Origin of the sequence: Cupriavidus basilensis, assembly GCF_000832305.1 — a bacterium.
GTDB classification, from domain to species: Bacteria; Pseudomonadota; Gammaproteobacteria; order Burkholderiales; family Burkholderiaceae; genus Cupriavidus; species Cupriavidus basilensis_F.
Genome location: NZ_CP010537.1, coordinates 2,562,666 through 2,582,549 on the forward strand (window position 1 = coordinate 2,562,666; position 19,884 = coordinate 2,582,549).

11 protein-coding genes are annotated in these 19,884 nt (G+C 67.4%); 5 read left to right on the forward strand and 6 right to left on the reverse strand.

Going from position 1 to position 19,884, the window contains the following annotated elements; translation table 11 throughout:
• Position 1 precedes the first annotated feature (1 nt).
• Positions 2–1,189: a helix-turn-helix transcriptional regulator gene (locus tag RR42_RS32030; RefSeq protein WP_043355906.1), complete on the reverse strand. Its 1,188-nt coding sequence runs from the start codon at positions 1,187–1,189 to the stop codon at positions 2–4.
• 440 nt (positions 1,190–1,629) lie between these two features.
• Here RR42_RS32030 and RR42_RS32035 point away from each other — a divergent pair, with 440 nt between their 5' ends.
• The 3 genes from RR42_RS32035 to RR42_RS32045 all read left to right on the forward strand — a co-directional run bounded on the left by RR42_RS32035 (position 1,630) and on the right by RR42_RS32045 (position 4,617).
• Entirely contained in the window at positions 1,630–2,439 is an 810-nt protein-coding gene (locus RR42_RS32035) for an SDR family NAD(P)-dependent oxidoreductase (protein ID WP_043355908.1), read from the forward strand.
• Positions 2,440–2,503: 64 nt separating this feature from the next.
• Positions 2,504–3,496, forward strand: coding sequence for an alpha/beta hydrolase (locus RR42_RS32040; RefSeq protein ID WP_043355910.1), 993 nt, complete (start codon positions 2,504–2,506; stop codon positions 3,494–3,496).
• Positions 3,493–4,617, forward strand: a complete 1,125-nt coding sequence (locus tag RR42_RS32045) for a 3,4-dihydroxy-2-butanone-4-phosphate synthase (protein WP_043355912.1) — start codon at positions 3,493–3,495, stop codon at positions 4,615–4,617. The genes RR42_RS32040 and RR42_RS32045 overlap by 4 nt, the downstream gene beginning before the upstream one ends.
• A gap of 149 nt (positions 4,618–4,766) precedes the next feature.
• Here the strand turns inward: RR42_RS32045 and pcaD are convergent, their stop codons facing one another.
• The 4 genes from pcaD to pcaH form a co-directional block, all read right to left on the reverse strand.
• Entirely contained in the window at positions 4,767–5,960 is a 1,194-nt protein-coding gene (gene pcaD / locus RR42_RS32050) for a 3-oxoadipate enol-lactonase (protein ID WP_043355914.1), read from the reverse strand.
• A gap of 71 nt (positions 5,961–6,031) precedes the next feature.
• Positions 6,032–7,444 carry a 3-carboxy-cis,cis-muconate cycloisomerase gene (locus RR42_RS32055; protein ID WP_082055177.1) on the reverse strand — a complete coding sequence of 471 codons (1,413 nt, stop codon included), beginning with the start codon at positions 7,442–7,444 and terminating at the stop codon, positions 6,032–6,034.
• Positions 7,445–7,551: 107 nt separating this feature from the next.
• On the reverse strand, positions 7,552–8,130 hold the full coding sequence (gene pcaG / locus RR42_RS32060; protein ID WP_043355916.1) for a protocatechuate 3,4-dioxygenase subunit alpha: 579 nt from the start codon (positions 8,128–8,130) through the stop codon (positions 7,552–7,554).
• Between the two features lie 3 nt (positions 8,131–8,133).
• Positions 8,134–8,859: a protocatechuate 3,4-dioxygenase subunit beta gene (pcaH, locus tag RR42_RS32065; RefSeq protein ID WP_043355917.1), complete on the reverse strand. Its 726-nt coding sequence runs from the start codon at positions 8,857–8,859 to the stop codon at positions 8,134–8,136.
• Between the two features lie 95 nt (positions 8,860–8,954).
• On the opposite strand from pcaH, the gene RR42_RS32070 reads away from it, so the two are divergent.
• Positions 8,955–9,905: a LysR substrate-binding domain-containing protein gene (locus tag RR42_RS32070; RefSeq protein WP_043355919.1), complete on the forward strand. Its 951-nt coding sequence runs from the start codon at positions 8,955–8,957 to the stop codon at positions 9,903–9,905.
• 40 nt (positions 9,906–9,945) lie between these two features.
• Here the strand turns inward: RR42_RS32070 and mdtD are convergent, their stop codons facing one another.
• Complete coding sequence (gene mdtD, locus RR42_RS32075) at positions 9,946–11,397, reverse strand: multidrug transporter subunit MdtD (protein WP_043355921.1); 1,452 nt, start codon at positions 11,395–11,397, stop codon at positions 9,946–9,948.
• 334 nt (positions 11,398–11,731) lie between these two features.
• Between mdtD and RR42_RS32080 the strand changes: the two genes are divergently transcribed.
• The gene (locus RR42_RS32080) at positions 11,732–19,765 is read left to right on the forward strand and encodes a hemagglutinin repeat-containing protein (RefSeq protein ID WP_043355924.1); all 8,034 of its coding nucleotides are present in this window, start codon (positions 11,732–11,734) and stop codon (positions 19,763–19,765) included.
• The last annotated feature ends 119 nt before the right edge of the window (positions 19,766–19,884 follow it).

Sequence of the window (19,884 nt, forward strand, 5' to 3'; positions counted from 1 at the left end):
CTTAGCCGAGCGCCACCACGCTGCTGAGCAACATGCGCACCAGCGTGGCCTGCCGGGTCACGCCGGTCTTGGAGAAGATGGCGCGCAGGTGTGCACGCGCCGTGTTCTTGCTGATGCCCAGCTCCTCGGCCGCTTCTTCCAGCGCGAGGCCGTTGGCCAGTTGCAGTGCGAGCTGGGTTTCCGCCGGCGTGAAATCGAACAGCTTGCGCACCACCTCGTGCGAGGCCTGCGACTTGCGCTCCGGGTCGCGGATGAAAATCACGCACGAAGGCCGGCGCTTGTTGTCTTCCGACCACTCGCTCAGCGGAATCGTGCGGATCAGCACGCCCAGCTTCGCGTTGCCCGAAGGCCGCGTGATCGACATCGCCTCCATCACCGCCGGCGCGTTGCCGATATGGCCCATGATGGCCTGGCGCAGCAGGCGCTGGAACTGGCGGTTCTCCTGCGCGTACTCGACATCCAGCGAGCCCCTGGCAATGCGGATGCCGTCCTTGTCGGCAAGGATCTCGTCCGCGGCCGAATTGGTCCGCATGATGGCGCCGGTCTCATCGAGTATGGCCATGCCGACCAGCATGCGGTCGATGGCGCTGGCGTACAGCGTGCGCTCCGACTCCACCACATCCATGCGCGAGTGCAGATCGACCGCGCGCCGCAGGTGCGGCAGCAGCATCGCGCAAATGGTCTTGTCCGCCTCGGAGAAGTCCGGCGCGTCGGCGTTGCGGCACACGCGAAAGCGGCATTCCACGCCGTCGTCGGTGCGGATATCCGCGCCCAGCAGATAGCGGATGCCGAGCGGCTTCAGGAACTGCTGATAGAGTTCGCTGTTGCACCACACGCCCGTGCCAAGCTGGTCGTCGATCGTCACCACGCGGTCGGCGGGCAAGCCAACGAAGGGGTCGAGCGCGTAGTAGTAGTTGTTGTACATGGCCTCGCCGGGCAAGGTGGTGCCGCCCTCTTCGCTGGCATTCACCATCAGGCCCGGCCGGTCGCTGGCCGGCGAGCGCAGGATCAGCGTGACGTAGTTCGCACGCAGGTGGGTGCGGATGAGTTCCAGCGCCTTGCTCCAGGGCACCTGCTCCATGGGCCCCTGGTAGACCTTGCCAAGCAGCGTACTGAAATCCGCCAGCGAGAGCGACACCGGCGCATCGCAATGCGCCGGTTCCTGGCTGTGGCTTGCCTCCATCAACATACCTCTTTGTCTCCTGTTATTCACGCCTGGCTCTGCGGCCGGCGTTCGCCATGACAGGGGCACTGCGGCCCCCCGGCGGTTCCCGATTATATGGATCGCCACTGTGCCGGCGGCAGGATTGCGCGTCATGGTTTGCACTGATTTTGCGCTGATCCGCGCGCCCTGTGATGCCGCCGTCGCTTCATGCCGCACGGCGTTGCCGGCGCTTGTTTCCGCACCCGCGTCACCGCTTGCTGATAGGCCAGACCTTACGCTCCTGCCGCGCGCTCACATACCGCAAACGGACTAGGCAACTCCCCTCTCAGGGCAATCCCTGAGGCTGGCGGAGCGACTGGCTCCTCACTCAAACAGACGATGCGTGGGCCGGGCCCGGCCGATAGAAATGGGAGGACGCAATCCTGCGCACCATCCATTTCAACCCCTTCGAGAGGAGCACCGCCATGGCGGCAAACGAGACCGGAAAGACTGCAGTGATCACAGGCGCCGGCGGCGGCATTGGCCGGGCCCTGGCCCACGCGCTCGCCGCGCAGGGTGTGGCGCTGGTGCTGGCGGACAAGGATGCCGACGCGCTGCGGCGCGTGCACGGCGAACTGGCGCACCACCCGCAAGCGATAGCCATGCTGCCAACCGATGTGGCGCAAGCTGCCCAGGTCGAGCAGCTCTGCGCGCGCAGCTTCGAACTGCTGGGCCGGGTCGACCTGCTCTTCAACAATGCCGGCGTGCTGGCGACCGGCGCCTGCTGGGAGCTGGATGCCGCCGTGTTCGAACGCGTACTGAATGTCAACCTGTGGAGCGTCATCCACAGCTTGCGCGTCTTCGTGCCTCGCATGGCGGCGCAAGGCAGCGGGCACATCGTCAACATCGCCTCCATGGCAGGCCTTGCCGTGGGCCCCTGGCTTGCGCCCTATACCGTGTCCAAGCAGGGCGTGGTGGCGCTGAGCGAAGGGCTGGCGATGGAGCTGCAGGCGGCGGGCTTGCCGCTCAAGGTGTCGGTGGCATGCCCAGGCCCGGTGGCCACCGGCATTGCGCTCGACCTGCCAGCCGGCGCGCAAAGCGGCGTCGGCGGCATGAACCAGGCGCTACGGGCGAGCATCGCGCAGGGCATGCCGGCGGCAACCATGGCCAGGCACATCCTCGACGGCGTGTGCGCAGGAGATTTCTGGATCCTGCCGCACGCTGAAGCGGCTGCCGCCGCGCAAGCGCGCGCGAACGGCATCGCCAGCGGCAAGGCGCCGGCCTTCGCCGTCTGAAACGCGCCTGCCCGGCCCGCACCCCTGCCCCCCTGCCCCCTCCCGTCCGCATCAGGAAAAACCCATGCAATTCGACCCGCAAGTCCGCGCCCTGCTCAACGCCATGGCGCAGTTTCCGCCACTCGACTTCACCACCATCACACCGCTGGCCTACCGCGCCGCGCTGGCCGCGCACCCCGCTTTCGCGCCAGGCGATGCGGTCGCGCAAGAACGCGAGCTGAGCGTGGCCGGAGCCGCCGGCCCCTTGCCCGCGCGCCTCTACCGGCCGCACGGCGACGGCCCCTGGCCGCTCACGGTGTTCTTCCACGGCGGCGGCTTCGTCACCTGCGGGATCGAAACGCATCACAATATCTGCCGTTCGCTGGCGAACCGCGCTGGCACCCTGGTGCTGTCGGTCGGCTACCGGCTAGCGCCGGAGGCACGCTTTCCGGCGGCTGCCGACGATGCCTGCGCGGCGCTGCGCTGGAGCGCGGTGCACGCCGCCGACCTGGGCGCGCTGCCCGACAAGCTGGCTGTCGCCGGCGACAGCGCGGGCGGCAACCTGGCCGCGGTTGCGTGCCAACAATTGCGTGACAGCGTGGCGGTGCGCCACCAGTTGCTGCTGTATCCCTACCTGGACTGCGCGGACGAATCCGGCAGTTGGCGCACCTTCGCGCAAGGCTGCTTCCTGACCGAGGACATGTTGCGCTGGTATGCCCGCCACTATCTCCCCGAGCCACCCGACCCGCGCCATGGCGCCGATGTGCGCGCCAGCCCGCTGCGCCAGCGCGAGCTGGCGGGCGTGGCGCCGGCCACCATCATCACGGCCGAATTCGACCCCCTGCGCGATCAGGGCGAAGCCTACGGCGCCGCCTTGCAGCGCGCCGGCGTGGACAGCGTTGTCCGTCGCTGGCCAGGGCAGATTCATGGCTTCATGAGCATGCAGGGCCTGCTGGGAGCGGCCGATGCGGCGCTCGACCTGGCGGCAGGCGCCTTGCGCGCAGCCTTTGCCGACGTTGCCGATATTGCCGATATTGCCGATGTTGCCGATGTTACCGATACGGGGAAGCCAGCATGAGCCCCGCACCCATCGGCGACGTGCTGCGCGCCATCGCCACCGGCCAGCGCGTTGTCGTGATTGAGGAAGACACGGATGATGCCAGCGGCTGCGTGCTGGCCGCCGCCGACCAGGTGAGCGAGGCGGACGTGAATTTCATGGCAGCGCACGCACGCGGCCTGGTCTGCCTGGCCATCACGGAATCCCGCCGGCGGCAGCTCGGCCTGCCGATGATGGCCAGCGGGCGCCGCCATGGCCGCAGGCAGGAGCCATTCACCGTGTCGATCGAGGCGGTGCAAGGCGTCTCCACCGGCATCTGCGCGGCGGACCGCGCGCTCACCATGCGCGTGGCCGCCGCCGCCAACGCCGGGCCCGGCCACCTGGTCCAGCCGGGCCACGTCTTCCCCGTGGTGGCGCAACCGGATGGCGTGCTGCGCAGCGCGGGCTTTGCCGAGGCCTGCTCCGACTTGCCCAGGCTCGCCGGGCGCGAAGCCGCGGGCGCCTATGCGGTGCTGCTGGACGATGCCGGCGAGGTGCTGCGCGGCGCCGCCTTGCTCGCCTTCGCCCGCGAGCACGGACTGCTGGTCTGCGCGATCAGCGACCTGATCCATCATCGCCTGCTGGTGGAGGGCGCGCTGCGCCGCAGCCAGAGCAGCCGGCTGGCCACGCCCTACGGTGAGTTCGTCGTGCATGCGTACCACGATGCGCCGATCGACGCCGTGCACCTGGCGCTGGTACTGGGGCAGCCGGACCCTGCCGAGCCCGTGCTGACGCGCGTGCAAACCGTGGAAACCTTGCGCGACCTGTTTGCGTTCGAATCCGCGCATGCGGCGCCCGGCACGCCGGGCTGGAACCTGGCGCGGTCCCTCGCGCGCATCGGCGAGGAAGGCCGCGGCATCCTGGTGCTGCTGGCCGAACGCGAAGCCCCGCATCACTTGCTCGAGCAGCTCGCCCTGCTGGACCAGTCCGGGCCAACCTGGCAGACCGCGCGGCCCGCTTTCGCGCAACGCGCGCTGGGCGTAGGCGCACAGATCCTGCGCGACCTCGGCGCGCGCAAACTGCGCATGCTGGGCGTGCCGGTGCCCTACCGCAACATCGCGGGCTTCGAGCTGGAGGTGACCGGGTTCGTGCCGCCGGGCTGAATCAGCGCGGGCAGTCTGCCGCCAAGGATGACCTGGCGGATGCTGCGAGACACCCATGCTTGCCTGGCTTCGCCCGCATGCCTTGGCAGCACAGCCAGGTCCAGCACACCAACACCGAACACGACGGCAGCCCCCGCGCACAACCCCGCTTACACCCCCTTCAAATCCTCCTCGGCAAACACCTCCTCCGCCATGTGAAAAGCCGAATTGGCCGCCGGCACGCCGCAATAAATAGCGGTCTGCAAGAGCACTTCCTTGACCTCGTCGCGGCTGACCTTGTTGTTGGCCGCGGCGCGCAAATGCAGCTTGAGCTCTTCGCCGCGGTTAAGCGCCACCATCATGGCGATGGTGATCAAGCTGCGCGAATGGCGCGGCAGGCCTTCGCGGGTCCAGATCTCGCCCCATGCATAGCGCGTGATCAGGTTCTGGAATTCTTCGGTCAGCGGGTTGAGCTTGGCCAGCGAGCGATCCACGTGAGCGCTGCCCAGCACCGCGCGGCGCACGGCCAGGCCAGCCTGGTAGCGCTCGCCATCGTTGGCGGGGCGGCCCGCGGCTTGTTGCGCATCGCCGCCCAGGAAGTCCAGCAATGCCTCGGTGAAGCGCGCGGGCTGTTCGCGGTTGGACAAGTGGGCCGCTTCCAGCTCCAGATAACGCGCGCCCGGAATGGCGTCGGCCAGGGCGCGCCCTTGCTCCGCGGTCGTGGACGGGTCCGCGCTGCCGGCAATCACCAGCACCGGCACGGGAATCGTCTTGACCGCTTCGCGCAGGTCGGCGTCGCGCACCGCGGCGCAGTTGGCGGCATAGCCCCGGGCATCGAGGCCGGTCAGCACCTGGCGCAGGTCGTCCAGCTGGTTGCCGGCGGCGCTGACGAAGGCAGGCGTGAACCAGCGCTGCAACGAGCCTTCCACCAGCGGCGTCATGCCGTCGCGCAGCACGCCTTCGATGCGCGTGTTCCACGCCTCGTGCGTGCCGATCCTGGGCGCGGTGTTGGCCAGCACGATGCGGGTGAAGCGCTGCGGTGCGTTCACGCCCAGCCACATGCCGGTGAGGCCGCCCATCGACAAGCCGCAGAAGGCAGCCTTCTGGATCTGCAAGGCATCCATGAGGGCGATGACGTCGCTGCCCAGTTCCGCCACGCTGCTCGGGCCCGGGGGCAATGCGGACCGCCCGTGGCCGCGGGTGTCGTAGCGCAGGATGCGGAATTGCTGGCCCAGCGCTTCGACTTGCGGCGCCCACATGGTGTGGTCAGTGCCCAGCGAGTTGGAGAAGATGAGGACGGGCGCGGATGCCGGGCCTTCCAGCGTGTAGAAGAGGCGGTTGCCGGCGTGGGTGATGAAGGGCAAGGTGGTCTCCAGGGAATTCGGTTTGCGGTTCAGTTACGTTACGTGTTCTTCGTGTGTTCTTGGTGTGTCCTTCAAGCGCCCGTGGCTGGGTTCCCAGGGCGCTCAATGCTGGCCTGGCCGGCTTCGTGCCGCCAGGCCGCCAGGACCGCATCGACGAATCCCGCCGCCTGCCCGGCATAATTGGCCGGATCGCAGACCCGGTCCAGCGCCGCCGCATCCATCAACCCCGCATGCGCTGCGTCCTCGGCCAGGGTCGCGCCCAGGGCTTGGCGCAATGTCGTGCCTTCGGCCACGGCCCGCCGGCAGGCGCCTTCCACCAGATGATGCGCGGGCAGCCGGCCAATCTTGCCGCCGAGCTCCAGCATGGCGGCTTCCGCCAGGATCAGCCCGTGCGTCACGCCCAGGTTGGCGCGCATTCGCGCGGCATCCACCTGCAATCCGCCCACCACTTCCAGCATCTGCCGCAATGCCCCGGCTGCCAGCGTGACGATTTGCGGCAAGGTATCCCATTCCGCCTGCCAGCCGCCCAGCGCGCGCTCGTGCTCCTGCACCATGCCGGCCAGCATGGTCGCCACCAGCGGCGGCACGCGCACGGCGGCGGTGAGCACGGCGGCGCAGCCAACCGGGTTGCGCTTGTGCGGCATGGTGCTGGAGCCGCCGCGCCCCGGGCCGGTGGGCTCCGCGACCTCGGCGACTTCCGTTTGCATCATCAGCGACACGTCGCGGGCGATCTTGCCCAGCGAGCCGGTGAGCATGCCGAGCGTGGTGGCTACCTCGACCATACGGTCCCGGTAGGCATGCCAGGGCGTGGGCGCCACCGCCAGCGAGAGCGCACTGCCAAGCGCCGTTGCCACTGCCGGCGCCGCGGCGCCCAAGCTAGCCAGCGTGCCGGCGGCGCCGCCGAATTGCAGCGTGGCAGCCTGCGCGCGCGCGGCGTCGAGGCGGCGCAGGTCGCGGCGCAGGGCATCGAGCCAGCCGGCGGCCTTGAGGCCAAAGGTAGTGGGCAGCGCGTGCTGCAGCCAGGTGCGCGCCACCATCGGCGTGTCGCGGTGCTGCGCGGCGAGCGCCGCGCAGGCATGGCCGAGGGCCTTGAGATCGGCGTCGACCGCCTGCAAGGCTTCACGCAACTGCAGCACCATGCCGGTGTCGATCGCGTCCTGGCTGGTGGCGCCCCAGTGCACGTAGCGCGCGGCTTGCGCGTCGCGCGCGGCCACGCGGGCGGTGAGCTGCCTGACCAGAGGAATGGCAAGGTTGCCGCCTGCCACGGCGGCGGCGGCCAGCGCATCGAAGTCGATCTCGCCGGCGCGGCAGGTGGCGGCGATCGCCTCGGCGGCGTCCGCCGGGATGACCCCGCAGCTGGCTTCGGCGCGCGCCAGCGCGGCTTCGAAATCGAGCATGCGCTGCACGGTCGCCGTATCGGAGAAAGCGGCCAGCGTGGCGGCGCTGCCGAACATCGGGTCGGTCAGTCGGGATGAAGTCGGCATCGATTCAGATTCGCATCGGCATGGAAAAACCCCAGCGCCGGGCCACGATGGGTCCGGCGCCGGGGCTCGGTTCAGCGCGGGCGCGCTGGCAATGGCTGCGCGCGGGATCAGATGTCGAAGAAGACCGTCTCGTCCTGGCCTTGCAGCACGACCTGCCATTGCAGCCTGCCTGCGCCTGCCTGCTGCGCCACCAGCGTGTGGCGGCGCGCGGCGGGCACCTGCGACAACACCCAGTCGCGTGCGTTGGCCTGCGCTTCGTCCGGGAAGTATAGGCGCGTGGACAAGTGCTTGAGCAGGCCGCGCATAAACAGCGAGACGACGATATGCGGCGCCTGCGGCTGGCCGTCGGGGCCGGGCACGGGGCCTGGCTTGACGGTGACAAAGCGAAAGCTGCCGTCGGGCCCGGTCGGCAGCCGGCCAAAACCGGTGAAGCCGGGCACCAGCGCCGTCTCGGCGCCGTCGCGCGCATCGTCGGGGTGGCGGTAGCGGCCGGCCGGGTTGGCTTGCCAGATTTCGACCATGCCGTCGGGCACGGGATCGCCCTTGCCGTCGATCACGCGGCCTTCGATCACGATGCGCTCGCCCGTCAGCTCACTCGCCTCGGCGGTCAGGTCGGCGCGGTCAAGGCCGGACAGGCCGATATGCAGGTAGGGTCCAACGGTCTGGGATGCGGTGGCGTACAACATGGCTTACTCCATCGGCGTGGCATCGCGGCCACGCAGCACGATATCGAAACGGTAGCCGAGCGCGTACTCGGGGACCGTGGTTTCCCAGTCGAAGGTGGACACCAGGCGATCACGCGCCTTGGCGTCGGGCACGCAATTGAAGATGGGATCGAAGGCGAGCAGCGGGTCGCCCGGGAAATACATCTGCGTCACCAGCCTCGTGGCATAGGCGTTGCCGAACAACGAGAAATGGATATGCTGCGGCCGCCAGGCGTTGTGGTGGTTACGCCAGGGATAGGCGCCAGGCTTGATGGTCTTGAACTGGTAACGGCCCTGCGCGTCGGTCACCGCGCGGCCTTCGCCGGTGAAATTGGGATCGAGCGGCGCGTCGTGCTGGTCCCGCTTGTGCACATAGCGGCCGGCGGCATTGGCCTGCCAGACCTCGATCAGCGCGTTCGGCACGGGACGGCCGTTTTCATCGAGCACGCGGCCGCTGACCAGGATGCGCTCACCGATGGGTTCGCCGGCGTGGCCGGCGGTGAGGTCGCTGTCGCCGTTGCGCACGAACTCGGCGCCGAACAGCGGGCCGGTGACCTCGGACAAGGTCTGGTTCAGCGCCACCAGCGGCTCGTTGGGCGAGCGCAGCGCCGTGGAACCGTAAGGGTCAAAGCGGTATTCCGGCTGGGTGTCCCAGTAGTGGCGGCGATATTGCGCCAGCCCTGGTGGCAGCTTGATGGGCGAGTCGGCCATGATACGTGTCTCCGTGGGGTGGAATTTTCATTACTTTATTTGCTGTTAAAGCGCATGTATATTGAGTTTTTCGACTATTTGCATAACTTTTAGATATGCAGCCAACCTTCCGCAACCGTGTCCGCCTGCGCCACCTGCATTGCTTCGTGGCCGTGGCGCAAACCCAGCACCTGGGCCAGGCCGGGGAGCAGCTGGGCCTCAGCCAACCCGCCGTATCCAAGACCCTGACCGAGCTGGAAGCGCTGCTTGGTGCACGTTTGCTGGCCCGCGGCCGGGCGGGCACCGAGTTGACCGAGCTGGGCCAGCGATTCCTGCGCCACGCCCTGCGCGTGCTGGAGGACCTGGACGAAGCCGCGGTAAGCGTGACCGGTGCGCACGCTGCGGGGCTTGAGCACATCCGTGTCGGCGCCCTGCCCAGCGTCGTGCCCGACCTGCTTCAGGAAGCCGTACTGGCCTTTCGCCGCACGCATCCGGACGTGGGCCTGGCGGTGCAGACAGGCATGAACCGCACGCTGATCGACGGGCTGAAGGCCGACGTGCTCGATATCGCCATCGGCCGCATGGACAATCCCACGGTGATGGAGGGTCTCTGGTTTGAAATGCTGGATGCGGAGCCACTGCTGCTCGCCGTGCGCAAGGGCCACGCGCTGGCGAAAGCGCCCCCTTCCATGGCGGAGATCATGGCTTGCCAGCTGGTGGTGCCCGCGCAAGGCTCGGCGCCACGGCACAGCGCCGAGAGCCTGCTGGCCCGGCACGGCTTCATGCTGCCACCGGGCGTGCTGGAAACCTCGGACGCTTACCTGGGCCAGCTGGTCGCCCTGAAATCCGACGCCATCTGGCTGGCGCCGCGCTGCGCCATGCGCCAGGCGCTGGAAAGCGGCGAGCTGGTGCTGCTGCCCGTCTCCGGCCAGGGCAGCGAGGAACCGGTCGGGCTGTTGCGCCAGGGCGGCCGCGAGCTAGGCGCCGCCGCCGAGGCCTTTGTACAGGACCTGCGCGAGCGCGCCGCGGCACGCTCGCACGGGCTGGCTGGCAAAACCAAGGCGTAACCAAGACAAAATCAAGGCATAACCAAGACATAACCGGCGGCTACATCTCCGTCGCATCCTCGACGCCCTTGCCGGCCGGACGGGCCACGTCCGGGGACAGTTGCAGGAAGATCCAGGCAGAAGCCGAGGTAATCAGCCCCACACAGATAAACGTGGCATGGAACGCCGGCAGCGCGCTGGTGGCGCCGTGCCGGCCGAAGGTGCCCTGGAAAGTCGCCAGCAACGCGCCGGCTGACGTCACCGCCAGGCTCATCGACAGCATCTGCACCATCGACAGCAGGCTGTTACCGCCGCTAGCCCCGGCCGTGCCGAGGTCCTTCAGCGTGACCGTGTTCATGGCGGTGAACTGGATCGAATTGACCATCCCGAACAGCGCCAGCTGCACCAGTACCAGCGCCAGCGGCTGGGTGGGCGAGATCAGCGCGAACGACGCCATCGCCAGCCCCACCAGGAAGGTATTGGTGACCAGCACCTTGCGATAGCCATGACGCTCGATCAGGCTCGTGGCAAGCCGCTTGGACGCCATGCCCGCCGCCGTGATCGGCAGCATCATCATGCCCGCCTGGAACGGCGAGTAACCCAGGCTGACCTGCAGCGTCAGCGGGATCAGGAACGGCATGGCGCCGTTGCCGATGCGCGCAAACAGGTTGCCCAGCAGCCCCACGCTGAAGGTATGGATGCGAAACAGCCGCAGCGCAAACAGCGGCCGCCGCCGCCGCGAGGCATGCAGGACATAAGCCGTGAGTGACGCCATGCTGGCAATCAGCAGCATCAGCACGGTGGCATGCTCGAAGCCAAGCTCCGCCAGGCCATCCAGCGAAAACGAAATCGTCAGCATCGAGATCGCGAGCAACAGGTATCCGCTCAGGTCGAACGCCGCCACCCCGTGCAGGCGCGCGTTGGGCATGTAGCGCATGGTGGCCAGCCCGCCCAGCAGCCCCACCGGCACATTGATCAGGAAGATCCAGTGCCAGGAAAAGGTCTGGGTCAGCCAGCCCCCCAGCGTCGGCCCGATCAGCGGCCCCACCATGCCCGGAATCGCCACAAAGCTGAGCGCCTGCAGGTACTGGTCCCGCGGGAACGTGCGCAGCACCGCCAGCCGCCCCACCGGCAGCAACATCGCGCCACCCACGCCCTGCACCACCCGCGAGACCACCAGCCAGGTCAGGCTATTGGAATAGGCGCAAGCCAGCGAGCCTGCGACAAACAGCACGATAGCCGTCTGGAAGATGGTGCGGGTACCAAAACGGTCCGCCAGCCAGCCCGACGCCGGAATGATCACCGCCATGGTCAGCGAGTAGGCAATGATCACCGACTGCATCCGCAGCGGGCTCTCCCCCAGGCTCCTGGCCATCGAAGGCAACGCCGTGTTGACGATCGTGGAATCCAGCGTCTGCATGAAGAAACCGATGGCGACCACCCACAGCATGATCCTGCGGATGTGGTCGTCGGCGGTGGCTGAGGTGGGGGGGGAAAGAGGCGTGTCTTGCATCGGGATGGGCGGGCCCCGGCACGCAGACGCGCCGGCAAGACCCTGTGGGTCGCGTTCCGTAGCAGTGTAGCGGAGCTGGATGGCGGCGCGCGCGAATTCCGGGACGGCCCCGCTCCAGCCACAGGCCTGGCCGGCGGCCTCGGATCATCCAGCGCGTCATGCCATGCCACCCGGGACGGATGAAATCGGCGATTCGGAAATTTCCGTCCTCATTTTCGTACCTGTCCGATTTCAATCCGAATCTCGGCTCGGTATCGTGGATCTGGCCTGGGCTTAGTCCAGCCTCGCCCAAGCGTCAACGCGCTTGCATACCCGACTTCTCTCAAGACGCAGGATGAACAAAAATATCCATCGCCTGGTTTTCAACGCTGCGCGCGGCATGCTGGTCGCAGCCCCCGAACATGCCGCGGGGCGCGGCAAGGGCCGCCAGGGCAACGCCGGGCGCGGCGGCCAGGGCTCGGTGCTCGTGCCCGCTTTCGTGCCAGCATTCGTGCCGGTGCTATGGCTCACCGCGTTGACAGCCTCGATGATGGGCTTGCCGGTGTTGCTGGACCAATCGGCGCACGCGCAATCCCTGCCGATTCAGGTGGACAAGCAAGTGCCGGGCCAGCGTCCGGTGGTGGGCGTGGCGGCCAACGGCGTGCCGGTCGTCAACATCCCCCCGCCCAGCCGTAACGGCGGCACCAGCGTGAGTCATTTCATTCAGTACAACGTCGGCCCGTCCGGCGTTGTACTGAATAACAGCGGGGCCAACAGCCAGACGCGGATTGCGGGCTGGGTCCAGGGAAACACCATGCTCGGCAACGGGCACGCCAGCAACATCGTGGTCCAGGTCACGCAGCCGAACCCCTCCCGATTGCTTGGCGCGCAAGAAATCGCCGGGAACCGCGCCAATCTGATCCTGGCCAATCCGGCGGGGTTGCATTGCTCGGGCTGCGGGGCGATCAACGCGGACCGCTTCACGCTTTCAACCGGACGTCCGGTGTTCGGCGCCGATGGCAGCCTGGCCGGCTTCGACGTGCGGGGCGGCAACATCGGCATCGACGGACAAGGCTTGTCCAGCCCGCAGGCGCAGGTCGATCTGCTGGCGCGCTCGATCCAGGTCAATGCGCAGCTGTGGGCCACGCACCTGAATGTGGTCGCGGGTGCCAACCAGGTCGGCTACGAAACCCTGAATGCCGCCGCGCAGGCGGGCAACGGCCCCGCCCCGCAGTTCGCGCTCGACGCCTCGGCGCTGAGCGCCATGTACAGCGGGGCGGTCAGATTGATCGGCACCGAACGCGGTGTCGGCTTTCATCTCGGCGGCGGCGTCACCGCCCGCTCCGGCGACATCGTGGTGGACAACAACGGCGACGTGCGTATCGTGCCAGGCGGCCGCCTGCAAGCCGAGGGCAGCGCCTCCCTCGCCGGCGCCAGCATCGACAACGCGGGCACCATCACCACGCGCGGCGGCATTGCCGCGGCCACGCCGGGAGCACTGAGCAACAGCGGCACGCTGGCCGCCGGCACCGATCTGCTGGCCCGGGCCGAGCGCATCGCCAACAGCGGCACCATCGGCGCGGGCGTCGATGCCAACGCCAGCGTGACCGGCGCGGGTACGGCCCATCTCGCCGCGCGCACGGCCATCCAATCCCATGGCACCATCGTGTCCGGCGCGAACACCAGGCTGTCGGCCCCCACGCTGGACCTGTCGAACGGCAAAGTCGTTGCGCACGACGCCGCCTATCTGTCGGCGGCGGGCGACATCCGCCACCAGGACGCGCGGCTCGAAGCCAATGCCGTACAGGTCGACGCCGGCGGCACCGTGGACAATCGCGGCGGCGCCATCGTCGTGGGCACCCATGGCGGAGCCGTCCAGGGCGCAAACATCCTGAACCAGGATGGCGCCATCACCAGCAGCGGCACACTCGGCGTGGACGCGGCGCAGGCCGTGGACAACACCGGCGGCACCATCGCCGGGACCCGCGCCACCACGGTCGCGGCTGCCGGCACCGTCAATCGCGGCGGCATGATCGCGTCGGTGCAAGACCAGCTACGGATGACCGGCACGCTGGACAACACCAGCGGCAAGATCGTGGCAGGCGGCCCGCTGGACATGACCGGCGACAGCCTCGCCAACACTGGCGGCCAGGTCGCGTCGAACCGCGATGCAACGCTGCGCATCGCGGCCACCCTCGACAACACGGCGGGCTTCATCCATGCCGGTGGCACCCTGGACGCGCAGGCGGGCGCCATCCTCAACCGCGACACCCTGCACGGCACCGGCGCCGCCCCGAAGGGCATGGAGGGCGCCAGCGTCAGGCTGTCTGCCCATGCCATAGACAATGCCCAGGGCGCGCTGCGCGCCGACGCCTCGCTTGACGCCAATGCCGCGACGCTCGGCAACACCGGCGGCGAAGTCGCCTCCGGAGGCACGGCGCAGCTCGATGTGCAGGCCATCACCAACACCGGTGGCCTGCTGGCAGCCAACCAGGCGCTGGGCATCAGGGGCAACAGCCTCACCGGGGATGGCTCACTGCAATCCCATACGGGCGACGTCACCGCGATCCTGCAAACCGATTTCCATAACACCGGCACGGTGACCGCCGCACGGGATCTCAACCTGCTGATCGAGGATGCCCAGGGCAATGCCACGAGCGATATCACCAATGCTGGCAAGCTGCTGGCGGGCCGCGACGCCGACGTCCACGGGCGCAACGTCACCAACGCGGGCGAGCTGTCCGGCCGGGCCTCCAGCACCGTCCGCGCCGATGGGGCCGTGCTCAACAAAGGCCTCATCGACGGCGGCGCCGTGCGCATCCTGGCCGGCACCACCGTCACCAACATCGACCGCATCTATGGCGACTCGGTGGCCATCGGCGCCGGCCAGCAACTCCTGAACGACATCAACGCCGCCACCGGCCAGGGGGCCGTGATCGCCTCGCGCAGCGGCGGCGTCGAGCTGGGCGCCCCGGAGATCGTCAACCGCGAGCACGCGCTGGTCTACTCGTCGCAAGACCTGAACGTGGGCCGCGCGCTGGATGCCAGCGGCAAGGCGACCGGCCAGGCCGATGCGCTTACCAACGCGTCGGCCACCATCGAGGTGGCGGGCAGCGCCAACTTCAACGTTGCCGCCCTTGCCAACCGCAACGACCACTTCCGCACCGAGCGTACCGATACCGGGACCGTGCACGCGTTCTACTACCGGCTCGACGGCAGCGCCGAAAAAATCGACCCGAGCACCGCGATGCTCGTGCTGCCAACCGCTTCAGGCGCCATATATGGCCACATCGCCAGCCGCGGCGACGACCTGGCCTACCTCGGCGATGACGACTACAAGCGCCTGCTCCTGCCCTCGGCGCGGTACCCCTTCAGCGTGTTTGGCCCCCCGTTCGACTGGGCGCGCCAGGCCGATGGCACACCGGGACAGAGCGACAGCCGCTCATCCGGCCCAAACTGGCCCGTGGGCCTGGCAATGCTCCCGTTCGCGCCCGACGCGCATGGCAGCCTCGAAGCCGATCATTTCGTCTACAAGGCCGACGACCCGATCTGGGACAAATTCGGGATGGCCCGGCCCGGCGCGCTGCCGCCCGTACCCTCCCCCTGCCCGGATGGATCGCCAGCGGCCTGCCAGACGCAATACCGGGCCGCACTGCTTGCCTACCATGCCGCAAAGGCTGCCAGCAAACCGCTTTACGAAGCCCTGAATGGCAAGATCCAGGCATTCAACAGCGACTATCAGGGCCGGCTGGTGAAGTCCTGGACCATCGAACGGCGCGAGACCCGCGTGCAGGACGAGGTTGTCGTCCACACCGATCCCGCCCGCATCCTGGTGGGCGGCAACGCCAGCTTCACTGGCGCGGTCACCAACGACAAGAGCCAGATTCTCGTTGGCGGCACGCTTGCTGCCGGTGGCGCAAGCGGCGGTGTCAACAACCTTGCGCACGATGCGATACGCATCGAGGATACGACCGGCACCAGCCAATACACCCGCCCGTGCGGGCGCGACCGCTGCTACGACACCATGGGCGTGCCGGCGGTGCACCTGGAGATTCCGACTCAGCTCGCCAAGGGTGAAGCGCTGGATTACCAGGTTGTGAACGGCACGGGCACGATCGTGGCGGACAAGACCGGCACCGGCCCGATCGCCACCGCGCCGACCCTCACGCAGATCCCGCTCGGCACCGGGGCCGCGGGCCTGCTGGGCGGCGACGTCATCCGGGCCGTCTCGCCGTCGCTGGCGATGCCCGACAATGCGCTCTTCAAGATTCGCGGCGAGCCGGGCACGCCTTACCTGATCGAGACCGACCCGCGCTTCACCAACCAGCGCCAGTGGCTGTCCAGCGATGTCATGCTCACGCAACTGGGCCAGGACCCCACCCACGTGCTCAAGCGCCTGGGCGACGGCTACTATGAAGCCCGCCTGGTGGCCGATGCCGTGATGCTGGGAACCGGCCAGCGCTTCGTGGGCGACTACACCGACAACGAGGCGCAATACAAGGCGCTGATGCAATCGGGCGTGGCGTTCGGCAAGCAGTTCCACCTCAACGTGGGCACCGCGCTGACGGCGGACCAGATGCGCGCACTCACCACCGACATCGTGTGGCTGGTCGAGAAGACGGTCACCCTGAAGGACGGCACCACCCAGCGCGTGCTGGTGCCGCAGGTCTACCTGAAGGTGCGCGCGGGCGACCTCAAGGGGGACGGCACCCTGATGGCCGCGCGCGATACCGTGATCCAGACCGATGGCGACGTGAAGAACACGGGCACCATCGCCAGCCGCAATGTGACGCTGATGGATGCCGCCAATATCCACAACAGCGGCGCGCTGTCGGCGAGCGTCATGGGGCTGAGCGCCAGGCAGGACATCAACAACCTCGCCGGCCATATCACGACGGGCCAGCTGGCGGCCATGGCAGGCCGCGACATCAACCTGACCACCACCACCGCCTCCGGGGCCGGCGGCAGCGGCGACCTCGCGGGCAGCCGCGCCGTGATCGCGGGCATCTCCAGCGTGGCGGCCGACAACGCCACCTTCGTGGCCGGGCGCGACATCAACACCAAGGCCGCGAACATCCAGGCCACCGGCAGCCTGGGCATGGCGGCGGGCCGCGACATCCACCTTGGCACGGTCGAGGTCAGCGAATCAGAACGCCTCTACAAAGACGCAAAAAACAATGCGGCGGTATCGCGCAGCACGGAAATCGGCACGCAGGTCACGGCGGGCAAGAACACAACCCTGAGCGCCGGGCGCGACGTGAACGCCACCGCCGCATATGTGAGCGCGGACGGCGCGCTGGCCGTGGGCGCGGGACGTGACATCAACGTCAAGGCCGGTCAGGCATCGAGTTCCGTGCGCGACGAGCACGCCTACCAGGAAAGCGGCTTCCTGTCGAAAAAGTCCACCCACGCCATCGATGCCAACAGCCAGACCGAGGCGCTCGGCAGCACCTTCTCCGGCGACACCGTGGCCATGGCGGCAGGACGTGACCTGGCCGTCGCCGGCAGCACCGTGGCGGCCACGCACGACGTGAACCTCGGCGCGGGGCGCGACCTGACCATCGGAACCACCGAGACCACCTCGTCCGCCCACACCTACAAGGAAGAGACCAAGTCAGGGTTCGGCGCCACCGGCTCCGGCCTCTCGTACGGCAAGCGCGCCCAGAAGGACACCACCAACGACAACGGCACGCGGCAAGTGGGGAGCCTGGTCGGCAGCACGGACGGCAGCGTGCGCATGAACGCGGGCAGCACCCTTACCGTCACCGGCAGCGACCTGATCGCCAGGCAGGACATCACCGGCGTGGGCGCGGATGTCAACATCGAAGCCGCGCAGAACCGCCAGCACCACGACGAAACCCACGAGGTCAAGCAAAGCGGCTTCACGCTGGGCGTGTCGGGGGGAGCCATCGGCGCGGCCATTGGCGCCGGAAACAAGATCAACGCGGCCAGTCAAAGCCAGGACGGCCGCGCGTCCGCGCTGTGGGGAATCGCCGCCGCGCGCGACATTGCCGACACCGGCAGCGCACTGGCGCAGGCCGGCGGCAACCCGCTGTCAGGCGCCGCCGTGACGCTCTCCTGGGGCACCAGCCAGAGCAAGCAGACCATGACGCAGGACGCCACCAGCCACAACGGCGCCAACGTATCGGCAGGCGGCACCGTAGCCTTCGTCGCGACCGGCGTGGATGCCAACGGCAACCAGACGGCGGGCAACCTCAACATCACCGGCTCGAACATCGACGCCAACAAGGTCGCGCTGGGAGCCAGGCACGATATCAATATCGTCTCCGCCACCGACACCAACGAGAGCCACAGCACCAACAAGTCCAGCAGCGCCAGCGTCGGCGTATCGTATGGCCTTGGCCCCGACAACGCCGGCTTCGGCGTTTCGGCCTCCGCCTCCAAGGCGAAGGGCAACTCGGACAGCCGGGGCGTCTCGCAAACCAACAGCCATGTGAGCGGCCGCGAGTCCGTCACCCTCCTATCGGGTAACGACACCAACATCCTCGGCGCCACGCTCAGCGGCGGCAAGGTGATCGCAGACGTGGGCGGCAACCTGAACATCGCCAGCCGCCAGGACACCGAAGAAACGCGCGCCAGGCAGGAAAGCATAAGCGGCGGCTTCAGCATCAGCCAGGGCGGCGGGTCAGCCAGCGTCTCCGCATCCAAGGGCAAGGCCAGCGGCAGCTATGCCAACGTCAGCGAGCAGTCCGGCATCCATGCCGGCAAGGACGGCTTCGATCTCACCGTCAAGGGCAATACCGACCTGAAAGGCGCAGTCATCGCCAGCGAGGCCGGCAAGGACAAGAACAACCTGACCACCGGCACGCTCACCTGGACCGACATCGCCAACCACTCGGACTACAGCGCGACTTCCGCAGGCCTCTCCGCAGGCGGGGCCTTTGGCGCACCCAGTGGCCAAAGCAACAGCGGCCAGGCCTCCGGCAAGAACACCGGCGGCATCAACCCGATGATTCCGCAGCACGAAAGCGGCAGCCAGGACGGACTCGCACGCAGCGCAATCGCCGAAGGCACCATCACCATCAACGACCAGGCCAGCCAGAAGCAAGACCTGGCCAGCCTGAAGCGCGACACCGCCGGCACCAACAGCACGGTCGGCAAGAACCCCGACCTGAACCAGGTACTGAACAAACAATCCGACATGATGGCCGCCGCCCAGGCCGCCGGCGAGGCGATAGCCAAGACCGTGGGCGACCTGGCCGGCGCCAAGGAGAAACAGGCCCGCGCGAATGCCAAAGCCGCCCGCGACGCCGGAGATACCCAACTGGAAAGCAAATACCTCGCCGACGCGCAGAACTGGGAGGAAGGCGGCAACTACCGCGCAGCGCTGCACGCCGCCGGCGGCGCGCTGGTTGCAGGACTCGGTGGCGGCAACGCGCTGGCCGGCGCCGCAGGCGCGGGCGTCTCGTCCCTGGCCGCGCCCAAGCTTCAGGCACTTGGCAATGCGGTGTCAGAGAGCATCGATACCGGCAACGCCGGGTTGAATGAAGCACTCGGCAACGTGGCGGCCAATATCGCAGCGGGTGGCGTTGGTGCCATCGTGAGTGGTGGGTCTGGTGCGGCGACGGCGGCGAATGTGGATCGGTTCAATAGGCAGTTGCATCCGGATGAAAAAGCGAAGATCCTGGCGCAGGCAAACGGGAACAAGGCTGAAGAGGACCGTCTAACCAAGGCTGCGTGCTATGTTGTGCAATGCTGGGCTGAATACTCGGTCGGCAGTGCGGAATACAACAAAAACTATGTAAGCTCGGTAGAGGCAAGTGGCCTAACAACCGAGATTCAGTGGGTGAAGCTACAAAAGCAAGCCGGCCTGTTCGACTACACTCTGGCTCAGCGCGTCGGCGATGCCGTGAAGAGCGATCCGATTGGCGTTGCCAAGGATGGATTGAAGGCCGTAACTGGTGCCGTGACCGCACTGACAGGCGGCACCATCTGCGGCACTAGTCTAGTAGGCTGTGCTGCAGGTGGGCCCATGGCAGCCTTTGGGACGAGCGATGCTGTCGAAGGCGTAACCGGGTTGACCAATGCAATGCTGGGATATCGATCAGGTGGCTTCAATCCCATCAAATATGGGCTGAATGAGGTAATGCCCGTCTGGGGGAATACCGCGTATGACGGACTAAATCTCACCTTCAATCTATTGGCGATGCGCGCTCAAGTTCCTCTAAAATTAGGCTTGGCGGATGGGCTAGCCCGCCCCAGTTCTATCTTCGGCGCTACGACCTCTAAATTTAATAACCCAAAGTTAGTTCCAATTATCAATTGGTCACTGCCCAACGGGACCGCACAAAATGCATTACTAATGGGGGCTGGGGCTAAGACCATTGGCCTAGTTAATGATGTTAACAACGCTCGACCTGAAAAATGAATTGGCGGACGATATCCAATTTTCTTCACGACTCGATCATCCTTGGTCTGACAATAGTCGCATCAGGGGCATTCTATTCTTTTCTCATTCTGTGGGTATGTTTGAAGACCATCGGCCTC